This window comes from Salipiger sp. PrR003 (assembly GCF_010500785.1).
GTDB classification, from domain to species: domain Bacteria; phylum Pseudomonadota; class Alphaproteobacteria; order Rhodobacterales; family Rhodobacteraceae; genus Salipiger; species Salipiger pacificus_A.
This window is the reverse complement of record NZ_JAAGOV010000036.1, coordinates 93,670-106,038: the sequence shown is the minus strand read 5'-3', so window position 1 is coordinate 106,038 and position 12,369 is coordinate 93,670. Positions and strand designations below refer to the sequence as shown.

Sequence of the window (12,369 nt, the reverse complement as noted above, 5' to 3'; positions counted from 1 at the left end):
GGCGCCCGCCTCATGGCGCTCGGCGGCGCGACCATGAACGGACCAAGGTATATCTGGTGGAACTTCGTCTCGTCGTCAAAGGACCGCATCGAACAGGCCAAGGAGGACTGGAAGGCCGCCGACTGGGCGAACGGTCCCTTCCGCCTGCCGCCCGGCGACGAGCAGGAGTTCATCCCGATCACCGAAGAGCTGGACCGCACCCGCCCGAGAAACTGGGACTAGTTTCCGCGAATGAACATGCATAGCGAGGCAGATCGATGGCGCACTTGCAAGCTCAGGGGCGGATAACGCTGAAATATGTAACGCGGTCTGCCGTGCCCAGTCAGCTCACTCCGCGATCATCAGGTCTAGGAATGAGCTGGCGACCAAGCGCGGGTACGCCTACTCGAGCTGCGGTGGGGGGGAAGGTTACCAGCATCACGGCTGAGGGCTGAGAGTCCGTCCAAAAGATGCTCGCAAGGAGAAGGGCACGCAATGCTACCGCTCGATCCAAAGTGGTATGGGCCCATGCCATGTGCCTGGTACTTCTGGTGCTTGGGCCATGGCCCTCGTTCAGGGATAGTCCAGACTATCCTCAGCGGAAGAGCCTGAACAGCCCGCCAGCAATATCGGCGATGTCGAAGACCCGCGCATAGAGGTGTTCGCGCGCGGCGAAGGGTGCCGAGTCTGACCCTGTCATGTCCCGCTCCACCGCGGTGATCAAACGGCGCAGACGCGCCTGGTGAACACCGAGCCGGGTCTGGACGGGATCGGCCAGGATGCCTGCAAAGGCCGTGACGACGGCCGCCGTGACGATCAGCATCAAGGCGACCGTGATAATTGCGAGGGGCGAAGCGCCGACAGGGAACGCGCCATACCAGAGCCCGCCCAATCCACGGCCGAGCGGGACGTTTCCGATCGCAGCGTCCAGAGCGTAGGTGTCGGCCAGCGCAGGTGCCAGGGACAGCATGCCCGGGGTCAGGCGATGGAACAGCCAGGCCCCGAAGCAGATCGTCAGCAGTGCCGTGGTCATCTCGGCCACGGCCGACCTGGTACCGGTGTAGCTCTTGATGGTCGCGGCGGCGCGCTCAGCCCTTTTGCGCGTCTCATCCTCCCTTAGGGCCGCGTCTTCTCGAAGCGGAGGAGCCTCGGCGAAGCGATCGGCGATGGGGCGCCCCGGACCGCCCGGCAAGGCGAAGACATGCTCGAGAAGCCCCTCCTCCACCGCGCGAGCCGTGCGTGTGGGCAGGATCAGGTGGACGCGCCCGGAAAGCCTGAAGCGCGCCTCAGACGAACCACCCCCAGCAGGAACGCGATGAGGCGCAGGAGCGCATGCAGGGGTGCTAAGACCACGTTGAGCGGGGCACAGAGGATATCGAGGCCCAGGGCCCTGCGATGCAGCCGGGCCGAGCCCGCGAGGGAGAAGGTCGATGCAACATGACCATCGACGCGCGCCCGCGCTTCCGCAAAGTAGTACTTAGGGTCCGAAGGCTGGATCGCGCCGCGCTGCATTTCGTCCTCTCACCGGGCCGAGCCCCCTGCCCGCCCTGTTCGCAGATAAGGCGCCCGCGGCTGGCTTCCAAGCCATGAGCAATACCTAGCATGCCTCCACACGGACGCGGCCCCGCCGCAAAAACACCGTCTGGCCGTAGTTTATCTCCTTTACCGGCGCGGGAAGCCTCATCGGGACTTCTAGCGGTCGGGCGGAGTGGCACGAAATAGTGGCGTGCCTTAGTGGCATAAAACTGCAATAAACTTGAATAAGCCTCCACACTGCAGATACTTAGACAAGCAACTTAGTGGCGCGAAATGGAGTTCTGGAGTGGCCGAGATGATCATCGCCCCTACACGAATCGAGCCTGCCCGGATCGAGGACCTGCCGATTAAGTTGGCCGACTCCGCCCTGGCCTTGGCGTCGGCTGCCACAAAGCTGGGTCGAAACCTGCCCGCCGAGACCTTGACCGAGGTGGCCGCGATGATCCGGGTGATGAACAGCTACTACTCGAACCGGATCGAAGGCAACAACACCCGGCCCCGGGAGATCGAGCGCGCCTTGTCAGGCACCTTCGATGCCGACCCGAAGCGCCGTGCCCTGCAACAGGAGAGCGCAGCCCACGTCCGCATCCAGGCACAGATCGATGCCCTGGCCGCGGCCGGCACGCTCGGGGACCCGACCGGCCCCGACTTCATCCGCTGGCTCCACGCGGAATTTTACCGGGACCTCGACGCCTCCGCCCTGACGATCCGGGAAGGCGCGCACCCGGTGGTCATGGTGCCGGGAGAATGGCGTGACGGGGACGTGGAGATCGGCGAGCATATGCCTCCGCCCCATGACAAGGTGCCGGCCTTCATGGATCACTTCCATGCGCGCTTCCGGCTTGACTGGCTGCACGGGCAGACGGCCCGGATCCTCGCGGTGGCCACGGCCCACCACCGGCTCAACTTCATCCATCCGTTCTACGATGGCAACGGCCGGGTCAGCCGGCTCATGAGCCATGCTCTGGCCCATCATGCCGGGATCGGTGCCAGCGGCCTCTGGTCGGTCTCCCGGGGGCTCGCCCGCGGACTGGAGGGAGGTCTACCCGGGCGCGACGAGTACAAGTCAATGATGCATCTGGCCGACCGGGTTCGGCAGGGCGATCGCGACGGGCGTGGCAATCTCTCCCTGGCGGCACTGACCACCTACACCGACTGGTTCCTGAAGGTCTGTCTCGATCAGGTAGAGTTCATGGACGAACTGCTGGGGTTCGACGGGATGGGCAAGCGTCTGGCGCGCTACGCAGCGAGCCGTGATTTCCGAGCCGGCGCGTCCGATCTGCTGCGGGCTGTCCTCGTCCGGGGCGAAGTTGACCGCGGTGATGCAGCGGCCATCCTGGGCGTGGCCCCGCGCACCGCACGCGCCGTTATCAAGGAACTCACCGATGATGGGGTGCTGGGCTCCATCACGCCCCGCGCGCCACTGCAACTGCGCTTTCCCAGTCAGACGCACGAAATGCTTTTCCCCCGCCTCTTTGAAGCCTGATGCCGATAGTGCCCCGCGGCGTGGTGTAGGAAGCCGCGAGCGTCGCTGATCGCGAGGCTGGCGGTCATCGTCGATCTTCGAAGTAGGTTTGGGTTGCGACACCTGAAACCTGAGACGGAGATGACGATGACCGACGACAGAATGGCTCTGATGGAGCTGGTTGAGAAGCAGGCTGATGGCGATCTCGTGCGCGAGATGCTGGCCTTTGCAGCCGAGCGCATCATGGAGGCCGAGATCGAAGCGCGGACCGGCGCGGCCAAGGGCACGCGCTCGCCAACGCGAGAGGCCCAGCGGAATGGATACCGGGAGCGGGATTGGGATACGCGTGCCGGCCGGATCGCGCTAGAGATCCCGAAGCTGCGCAAGGGCAGCTATTTCCCCAGCTTCCTTGAACCGCGGCGGACAGCCGAGAAGGCATTGGTGGCGGTGATCCAGGAGGCTTACGTTCACGGCATCTCCACGCGGTCCGTGGATGACCTGGTGAAGGCCATGGGAGCTGGCGGCATGTCTAAGAGCCAAGTCAGCCGGTTGTGCATGGAAATCGACGAGCGGGTCGACGCCTTCCTGTCGCGGCCGCTTGAAGGCGCGTGGCCCTACCTGTGGTTGGACGCCACATACCTGAAGGTCAGGGAGGGCGGGCGCATCATCAGCAAGGCGGTGATACTCGCGGTGGCGGTCAACGAGGACGGCAAGCGCGAGGTTCTGGGTGTCGCAACCGGTCCATCCGAGGCGGAGGTGTTCTGGACTGATTTCCTGCGCAGCCTCGCCGACCGGGGCCTGCGTGGCGTCAAGCTGGTCATCGCCGACGACCACAAGGGCCTGCGGGCCGCCGCACGCCGGGTCTTCAACGCCACTCATCAGCGCTGCCGCATCCACTGGATGCGCAATGCCCTGGCGCATGCCCCTGCGAAACAGCGCACGGCAGTGGCGGCGATGTTGAAGACGGTCTTCGCCCAGGAAAGCAAAGCCGACGCCGAGAACCAGTGGGCCGTCGTGGCGGACGCCCTTCGGGAGAAACAGCACAAGCTCGGCGCCCTGATGGACAACTCCCGCGACGATGTGTTGGCCTACATGTCGTTCCCTCGAGAGCACTGGACCCAGATCTCTTCGACGGATGAGATCGACAAGATTTTTGCACGCAGATCTGTTATTCTTTCTGTGTGCGGTCGATCTCGTGGCGAAGCGTGGCGTGTCGGCTGGAAGCGCCACCGAGCAGTCCGTGTATTCCCTGCCGGGGTGAGGCGGTCGCACACTTGTTTCCTGATGGTGGCCAGGCGCGCCAGGCGGCAACGAAGTGCTCGTAGCTCTCTTGCGCTTTCTCGGCGATCTGCATCTCTTGGTGCCGCATTTTCTTGACGTGGTAGGCATATCTCGCCCCACGTTTGTTGCCCTTCTTCTGCGGCTGGCCAGCGGCCAGTTCCATTGACCGACGCTTGTGGGCAACGAGGCTTGGCCGGGCCCACCGGTATGAACTGATGCGGTGGATGCCCCCGCCAACGGCATCTCATATGCCATGATGGTTCCATTGGAACCGAATGGAGGGCACACCGATGACGACGAGTATCAGCATGCTGGCGATCGACCTTGCGAAGGGTAGCTTTCAGGTCTGCGCCGTCGGGCCGGAGGGGACGGTTCTATACAACCGAAGTTTGTCGCGGACGCGTCTGGCGACGCTTCTCGCTGAGCAGCCCGCGTGCATCGTGGCGATGGAGGCCTGCGCCACGTCGCATTACTGGGGCCGGGTGGCACAACGGCACGGCCACGAGGTTCGGCTTGTCCCGGCGGTCTATGTGAAGCCGTTTGTGAAGCGTCAGAAGAACGACAAGGCGGACGCGGAAGCCATCGCGGAGGCGGCCTTGCGCCCGACGATGCGCTTCGTGGCGGTCAAAAGCGCCGAGACTCAGGGGCGCGCGGTCGCTTTCCGGACGCATCAATGTCTGGTCCGGCAACGCACGCAGCTCATCAACGCGCTTCGAGGACATCTGGCCGAGTTCGGCCTTGTGGCGCCGAAGGGACCGGCGAGCCTGAAGGTGCTGGAGAACGCGCTGGAAGACGAGGCCACGGACCTGCCACGCCCGGTTCAGGAAATGGGAACGATTTACCTTGGCCAAATCGCGCGGCTCACCGAGGTGATCGAACATCTGGCGGATGAACTCGAGGCAGCATCGAAGACAGATGCACAGCTGCGTCGGCTCTGCACCATCCCTGGGATTGGCCCGGTCACCGCTGGCGCGGTCTCGGCATTTGCACCGGACCTCGATACATTCGACAGCGGACGAAACTTCGCCGCGTGGCTCGGACTGGTTCCACGACAGAGGTCCACCGGCGGCAAGACAAGGCTGGGTTCGGTCAGTAAGATGGGTCAGACGGACATCCGCCGCCTGCTAATCGTCGGTGCCATGAGCGTGATCCGCTGGGTGGTTCGAAAGGGCGGCAGTGCGAACCGCTGGCTGGCTGCGCTGGTGGCGCGCAAGCCCAGGATGGTCGCCGCCGTCGCGCTGGCGAACAAGATGGCTCGCATGATTTGGGCCATGACAACGAAGAAAGAGGATTATCGAATGGCGTGATCTGAGCCCGAACAGGGGCTGGACACGACATGGCCGCAAGGCCGGGGTGAGCGATCGACGAGGAGTAGGCGACACGGACTTCGAAGTTCAAGGCGGGAGATTCAGTCCCGGGGCTCGAGCGCTTGCAGCTCTCTGAACCGATGTGAACCCAGCCTTCCGAACAGCATACCGGCCCGTGGCGTCATGGAAGGCCACGCTCAGAGGCCTGACACACGTCCGATCGAAGACCCCGCCTACGAACCGAAGATATTGCTTGCCAAACAGGGGGCAATGGTATGGACCCCGCCGCCTTCAGGTGGCGTATCCTGGGAAGATAAACAGGAGGGCTCGTGCCATGGAGATCAAAAGGATCGGCCTTGATCTGGCCAAGTATGTCTTTGAAGTTCATGCCGTCGATGGTGATGAACAGGTTGTCTTGCGAAAGACACTCAGGCGCGAAGCCGTCGCTCAATTCTTCGCCGATCTGGAGCCTTGCGTTGTCGGGATGGAGGCGTGTTGCGGATCGCACTACTGGGCACGGGTCCTAACGGACCTGGGGCACGATGTACGATTGATCTCCCCCCAGTTCGTGAAACCCTACGTCAAGTCGAACAAGAATGATCGCAACGACGCCGAGGCGATCTGTGAAGCGGTTGGCAGGCCATCAATGCGGTTCGTACCGCCGAAATCATCCGAGCAACTGGAAATACAGGCCGTTCACCGGATCCGCCAGCGAGTGGTCGCAAACCGCACCCGGCTTGTGAACCAGGTCCGTGGCCTGCTGGGGGAACACGGGATCGTGGTGGCCCGAGATATAAACCGTATTCGGCGTGCCCTCGGCGAAATTGCGGATCGGCAATCGGGGGATTTAGGAGGACTTCTCCTCGAAATGTTGGGCGACATGCGTGACGAACTTGCTGAGCTCGACGCGCGTCTGGCCACCTACAATCGCAGGATCAGAAACCTCTTTCGTTCAAACGAGATGTGCCAACGTATCGGCCGTATCGAAGGTATCGGCCCAATAACAGCGACAGCATTAGTGGCAGCCATAGGAGACCGATCGAGCTTCAAGAACGGGCGCCAGTTCGCAGCTTGGCTCGGGCTGGTCCCAAGGCAGAGATCCAGCGGCGGCAAGGCGCGATTGTTCGGCATCAGTAAACGAGGTGACAGATACCTGCGAACGATGCTGATCCACGGAGCGCGGGCAGTTCTGGGTCGATCCTCGGGAAAAACGGACGCGCGCAGCCAATGGGTCAATCGCATGCGCGAAAGACGCCACCCAAACGTGGTGGCGGTGGCGCTGGCAAACAAAAACGCGCGGATCGTCTGGTCGCTGCTGTCACGGGAACAGAGTTACTGCCCGGAGCACGTCGTCTCTTTCGGATGACCACGAACAGTTAGAGGAAGAAGCGCCCACCGGAATATTGCAACATCTGCCAAGGGATGGAAAAGGGTCACGCCCGTTGCTTCTCGAACCTGATGTGTGGATCGGCAAGGTCAACACCGATGCCTTAGGGGCGATGAGGTAGAAGCAAGCGGAAATCCATCGGGGCTCGCGGCGTTGATCCGTCAGGCCGCCCGAAGAAGCCGGATATACATCAGCAATCGCGACCGCCGATCCAGAACCAAACAGACCGTTGCAATCAGGCGGGGTCCATATACATCCACACACGTCCCCTCCGGCCCGACGGCGCAGACCTGAAAGCTACCCTTCGCAAGGTCGATCGCCAGCATGCTGATACTCGTCGTCATCGGTGTGCCCTCCATTCGGTTCCAATGGAACCATCATGGCATATGAGATGCCGTTGGCGGGGGCATCCACCGCATCAGTTCACACGTTCGAAAATGCCTGTCCAGGGTCGACCACCCTGCGGGCCTCTTCAGATTGCACTTCGACTACCGTTGGCGTCGTCGGTACAACTGCCGGGGCCGCCATGACGCCGGTGGCAAGAGACATGAGGAGAAGCGCCTTTGCGGTCATCTGTTTCTACCCTTCTGGTCCCCAGCGTCTCCAAGAGCACTTGGCCTTCCCCTAGTGATTGAGAGGTGCTGGCTGCATGATTTTCATTCTGGGCGCTCTTTAGAAATTTTCAGAGTCGATGAAAACCCCAAAAGCCGCAAGTTATCCACAGCTTCCCCGAGGTCACTCAACATCAGAGCTTTCTGCACAATAGGGCCAGACTATATCGACAAAGGCTCCTCCATGATCTATTCTTATTTTCATCCGACTATCTCGGATAGAATTGAGGACCCCCATGCCCCTGATGAGCGCCCCCTACTGTACAGAGTGTGAGCAGAGCACTGCGCCGACCTCGGATGGTCGATGCGGGGGATGTGGTTCCGGTCGGGTCCTTGGGGCGCGCCAACTGCCCAAGGAGATGGTCGACGAGCTCATGGACGATCATCCCGGCGTCCTGCATTGGTGTCACGACATGAGCCTGGCACCGACCGGCAAGAACATGGGAGAGCCTCTGTCGATCCTTCTCTATGTCCCCGGCAAGAACCTTCGGCCGGTGCGAGAGGGATTCTGGGAGCGCCAGTGGGAACTTTGGTCGTGGTACGGCGCCCATGGCGTCCGCGAAGTCAGGGCAAACCAACCCAAAGCTTGGCGCTATATGCCTTCGGGGCCCATTCGTGTATGACGCGTGGGCCGGCTTATACGGTTCGTCGATGATGCCTCAAGATATCCTCAAATACCCCGAAACCAAGCATCGAATTCGCACCCACCAATTCCCCAGACTTATCCCCGGTTTGTACCTAGATGACCCAGCGTAAGGCTTGGGATGGTTCGGTTGAGCGACTTCTCCCCGCACCGGTAGATTGGACGCTTCTAATCACCTGCAGAACAGGAGACTACCGCATGGCCAGAATTCTTCTGATCCTACCCGATGAGGCCCAGCGCACCGCGCTTGACCGGATCCTCGCCGAGGGTGGGCATGCCGCCTACCAGACGGCGACTGCCAATGATGCCCGCTCACACATTGAAAGCGGAAACTTCGACCTGGTGATGCTCGATCCCGAACTGCCTGACCAGGACGGCTTCTCGTTCCTCAAGGATGTGCGCTCGAGCAACCGGCGGCAGCCGATCGTGGTGCTCAACCGCTATGCCAAAGTGGCGACCACGCTCATGGCCAAAGGTCTCGGCGCCAGCGGCATTCTGACGATGCCTTTCACCCGCGGTGAATTCTTCACGACGATCGACGACGCGATCGCCGCGTAGCGATTAGGGACGTCGCCGGTCCTCACATGGCCGGCGACATCTCATTGACCCACTCTTCCTCTCTCTGTTGACGATGGAGGTTGAGCTGGTAGGCCCACTCTTTCTGCAGCTTGTCCTCTGTCACATCGACATCCAGGGATCGCACCACCTTGTAGAGCTGCGCGAGTTCGCTGTCGGTGAAGTTCTCCAGCGTCACGCCGACATCCGAGTAACCTTCGAAGGCAACCTTCTCGCCGTCCACCACCGTAAGCACCAGGTGACCTCCTGAGCGGCCCTGCATGGAGAAGCTGTAGTCGCCCTGATCGTCGCCCGGGTAGGTCGTATAGAGACCTTCCGTGTAGTAGCTGGCCATGTCTGAAGTGATGTCCGAGAAGATCGTGTCCTGGTTCTCCTCGTAATACTCCGACCAGGCCTCATCGAACTCAGACGACACATCCTCGCCGAGCTTTCCTGTCTCGTCCAGGGACATGCCCATCTTGGCATTCCACGAAAGGTAGAAGGACCCGTAGCGCCCATCTCTGTGAACGTCATGGTTCATGATCTCCGCGATCATCGCGCTGCGCCCTGCGGCCGGGAACGTGTAGTCTGTTTCCCCCTCGTGGGCCTCTATCATCTCCGGCGTGCGGATGTCCGGCTCATCTCCGGGTTCGAGGGCGCCCAGCGCGATCAGGTTTAGCCGGTTGCCCTCAAACGGCTCGTCCATGTTCATGTCGATTTCGTAGACATTCTGGCGATACTGCTTGAGATCGCGCACGAGGCCCTTGAATTCGTCCCAGGTGACCGTCCCCGCGGCACTGCGCTCCCGCAACGTCTCGAAAGTCCTCGTGGCATCGGCATGGCGTCCCTTGAGGACATCACAGGCGACAATGCTTGTCCCGGGGCTTTCCTGGGAGCCGTTGTCGAGGATGGCGATGCCGTTCTTCTCACTCGCTATGAGGCCCCCCGCGTTGTAGGCTGACGCCTTCACGACGGTGAAAACTCGGGGTGTGTCACCTTCGGATGGGAATTTCAGGAAAAACTTGTCGTTCTCGTCGTGAACAAAGGGGCCCGTTTGCGGCATGGGGAAGCTCCGAAAATAATTGATCTCCGGAGCATGTGCGCGACCGCCTGCAAGTTTTCAGAGTGCGTCAGGCGGCCTGCTCAACAGCTCGTACTGCTCTCAGAACTTGCGGTACTCGGACAAGGGCAAACCGTTGGCTTCGATCAGAGCATTGTACTCTGCGATAGCGTCAGCATTTACCTGATGCCACACCCTAGCGCGCTCGGCCCGAATGGCGGCCAACACGCCGCTTTCTGCCGCCTTGGAAATATTGATCCCGAGACGGCGGGCCTCTTCGAGAACCCCCCTTTCAAGGGTTATCCTGGTGGACTTCTTGGCCTGGTCCCGCATGCAGTGTACCGCCTAGAGGTTGCCTCGACACAAGGTAAGGTACCGCAATTCAGTGGTGCTGTCTAACCTTCATGGCGCAAAGCTCGGGGGCAAATCATCATTGCGCGCACTCGTCCTTGTAGTTGTCGAGAGCGCCATTGAAAATCATGCTCAGGAATGGGTTCTCGTTCAGGTCCTTGCCCAGCGCCTCGGGATGATAGTGATGGACGAGAGCCATGAGGGCAAAGCCAACGGACTCGTTCTCTTCGGAATTGCTCTTGAGGTATTCGGCATCGTCGGCGCTCACGCCCAAGGTGCTGAAGTTCTCGTCCATCTGAAATTTGCTAGGGCCACCATCGTCCGATGCCTGAAAGATTGCAACGATCTCTTCCGCCGGCGTGTCCGCAAGCTTGGCATCGACGCCTTCCAAGATCTTGCACTGCCGGTCGCTGAAGGTACGGTCTTCCGGGTTGTCTTCCGGCTGCAGCACCTGGGCCAGCTCTTTGGCGATCGGGTCGATGGGCGCTGCCTCGTCCGCAGAACTCGTACTCTCGACGACCGGGCACCCCTTGAAGGTGTGGTACATGTCCCCGCCATAGAACATCTGATCAGGCATGTGGCGAGCCCGGGCTTCTTTCATGCGCGCCTCGAGGGTTGCCTGCACGTCGGGGTCCGAAATCGCAGCGTAGCAGGCGTCCTTCATCTTCTCGACGCCAATAAGCCCACGCGTTTCAGCGGCCTTCTCTGTCGCGTTCCGGAAGCAAATCCACGCCGTGTGGTAGTTCTCGTTGGTCTCGAGGCATGCATCGACCTCAGGCTGGGCGGCATCCCCATAAAACTCGGGCGTCACTGCCAGGTCGAGGAGTTCGGCACCGAACGCCCCTTCCTTCAGGCAATCAGCCATTTGGGAATAGTCGGTAACCGTCGCATCGCATTTCTCGATGACCTTCTCGGGCACTGCAGCCGAGGCTGCCATTGCAGCACTCACAGAGACCGCACCGATGAACAAGAACTTTCGCATGATAAAACCTCCCGGTAACTACGATATTGATAGAGCGACGAACCCAGCTCTATCAATGAAGGGGCGCCCGGACGGCTTTCTCGGGCACCTAATGTGGCTTTCGTGTCAGGCGCCTGGGCAGCGCGCCCTCAGGCTGGCCAGCGTGTCAATGTAGAACTCGATCGCTTCCTCGCGCTCATCCTTGTCGCTGATCGCCACTTCGGGGTGGTACTTCGCGATCGTGGCGACCACACTGAATCCAATCAAGTTCTGTTCGAACTCGTTTTCATCCTTCGACAACATGAAGTCATAGGTAGCGCTCGACAGGCCGATGCCCGCAGCGATCTTCTTTGCCGCGACCTCGTCAGAACTCGGCACGCCCTCGGAATTGGCCAGACGCTCCTTCAGCTCCTCGGCCGAGAGTGAAGAGATGGTCCCGTCCAACTCATCGAACGCCTGGCAGACCTCAGCGCCCAGCGGCTCGGCTGCCGTGCCGATCGAGGGGGCAGCGAATGCGAACAGGATTGCGACGGAAGTGATGATCTTCTTCATGGTTTCCCTTTTTCTGTCCACATTCTATTCTTAAATCACCACCATCGCAACACCTGAAAAGAAAAACACCCCGCGGAGATGTCCGCAGGGTGCTGGTCTGGTCAGATACATTCCCAGGAATGCTTCCCGGTGCGCTTCCACTTGTGCTCGCCGGAGTATGGGACCGTCACGAAATATCTCTGGCAGCTTGGGTCTGCCTTTGGCTTGCCCGGCGGGTTGATGACAAGAGACCAGGCCGTCTCCGTCCGTCGACCGGTCCGGCTATAGACACACTGGGTATCTGGGTCGGTCCACATCTCGCCACGATGGAACACTCCGGGCACCGCACCTGCCTTGTCTGCATTGAGATTGTTGGGCTCGTAGCGGGGCGTGTTGAACTTCGGGTTCGCCCAATCCTGCGCGATATAGGGCCCAGGACCGTCTGTCGCATGGTCGTATAGCTCGGCGAGGCCCCCTGCCCTGGGCTGCTCAATCGGATCACGTTCCTGCCCCGGCAGGTGAAGTCGATCCAGCGCCCCGCACCCTGAAATTGTGGTAAGGAACTCCAGTAGGGTGCAAACTCTGAAAATGCTCATGATGTAATCCTCTTCCTGAACATATGGAGGATGGAAAAATAAGAATAATGGTGGGTTTCCGAGGTGGCCGCAGGATAGTTGACGCGCAGCATGTTAAAGGATAGAC

At 60.9% G+C, this 12,369-nt stretch carries 13 protein-coding genes and 1 pseudogene; 7 read left to right on the top strand and 7 right to left on the bottom strand.

From position 1 onward, the window contains the following. A partial coding sequence (locus G0D83_RS11390) for a pirin-like C-terminal cupin domain-containing protein (RefSeq protein WP_304610664.1) occupies window positions 1-222 on the top strand: 222 nt, incomplete at its 5' end. A 352-nt stretch (window positions 223-574) separates the two neighbouring features. Here G0D83_RS11390 and G0D83_RS11385 read toward each other — a convergent pair. Both G0D83_RS11385 and G0D83_RS11380 read right to left on the bottom strand, forming a co-directional pair. After that, window positions 575-1,204 carry a DUF6635 family protein gene (locus G0D83_RS11385; RefSeq protein ID WP_164193612.1) on the bottom strand — a complete coding sequence of 210 codons (630 nt, stop codon included), beginning with the start codon at window positions 1,202-1,204 and terminating at the stop codon, window positions 575-577. A gap of 26 nt (window positions 1,205-1,230) precedes the next feature. After that, window positions 1,231-1,491: a DUF6635 family protein gene (locus tag G0D83_RS11380; protein ID WP_164193586.1), complete on the bottom strand. Its 261-nt coding sequence runs from the start codon at window positions 1,489-1,491 to the stop codon at window positions 1,231-1,233. A gap of 319 nt (window positions 1,492-1,810) precedes the next feature. Between G0D83_RS11380 and G0D83_RS11375 the strand changes: the two genes are divergently transcribed. The 6 genes and pseudogenes from G0D83_RS11375 (at window position 1,811) to G0D83_RS11350 (ending at window position 8,767) form a co-directional block, all read left to right on the top strand. Then, complete coding sequence (locus tag G0D83_RS11375; RefSeq protein WP_164193635.1) at window positions 1,811-3,001, top strand: Fic family protein; 1,191 nt, start codon at window positions 1,811-1,813, stop codon at window positions 2,999-3,001. Between the two features lie 126 nt (window positions 3,002-3,127). After that, window positions 3,128-4,132: pseudogene (locus G0D83_RS11370) on the top strand (IS256 family transposase); the annotation flags it as partial. 419 nt (window positions 4,133-4,551) lie between these two features. Next, window positions 4,552-5,568, top strand: coding sequence for an IS110 family transposase (locus tag G0D83_RS11365; RefSeq protein ID WP_164193583.1), 1,017 nt, complete (start codon window positions 4,552-4,554; stop codon window positions 5,566-5,568). A gap of 334 nt (window positions 5,569-5,902) precedes the next feature. Further along, the gene (locus G0D83_RS11360; RefSeq protein WP_164193581.1) at window positions 5,903-6,934 is read left to right on the top strand and encodes an IS110 family transposase; all 1,032 of its coding nucleotides are present in this window, start codon (window positions 5,903-5,905) and stop codon (window positions 6,932-6,934) included. A 1,006-nt stretch (window positions 6,935-7,940) separates the two neighbouring features. Next, on the top strand, window positions 7,941-8,189 hold the full coding sequence (locus G0D83_RS11355) for a hypothetical protein (RefSeq protein ID WP_164193577.1): 249 nt from the start codon (window positions 7,941-7,943) through the stop codon (window positions 8,187-8,189). A gap of 218 nt (window positions 8,190-8,407) precedes the next feature. Further along, a complete protein-coding gene (locus G0D83_RS11350) occupies window positions 8,408-8,767 on the top strand; it encodes a response regulator (RefSeq protein ID WP_164193574.1) in 360 nt (119 codons plus the stop codon). 22 nt (window positions 8,768-8,789) lie between these two features. Here the strand turns inward: G0D83_RS11350 and G0D83_RS11345 are convergent, their stop codons facing one another. The 5 genes from G0D83_RS11345 to G0D83_RS11325 form a co-directional block, all read right to left on the bottom strand. Continuing rightward, complete coding sequence (locus tag G0D83_RS11345; RefSeq protein ID WP_164193571.1) at window positions 8,790-9,827, bottom strand: hypothetical protein; 1,038 nt, start codon at window positions 9,825-9,827, stop codon at window positions 8,790-8,792. Window positions 9,828-9,926: 99 nt separating this feature from the next. Beyond that, window positions 9,927-10,157: a type II toxin-antitoxin system CcdA family antitoxin gene (locus G0D83_RS11340; protein ID WP_164193568.1), complete on the bottom strand. Its 231-nt coding sequence runs from the start codon at window positions 10,155-10,157 to the stop codon at window positions 9,927-9,929. 97 nt (window positions 10,158-10,254) lie between these two features. Next, window positions 10,255-11,157, bottom strand: coding sequence for a hypothetical protein (locus G0D83_RS11335; RefSeq protein ID WP_164193565.1), 903 nt, complete (start codon window positions 11,155-11,157; stop codon window positions 10,255-10,257). A gap of 105 nt (window positions 11,158-11,262) precedes the next feature. Then, a complete protein-coding gene (locus G0D83_RS11330) occupies window positions 11,263-11,688 on the bottom strand; it encodes a hypothetical protein (RefSeq protein WP_164193562.1) in 426 nt (141 codons plus the stop codon). 101 nt (window positions 11,689-11,789) lie between these two features. Next, entirely contained in the window at window positions 11,790-12,263 is a 474-nt protein-coding gene (locus G0D83_RS11325; protein WP_164193558.1) for a hypothetical protein, read from the bottom strand. Window positions 12,264-12,369 lie beyond the last annotated feature (106 nt).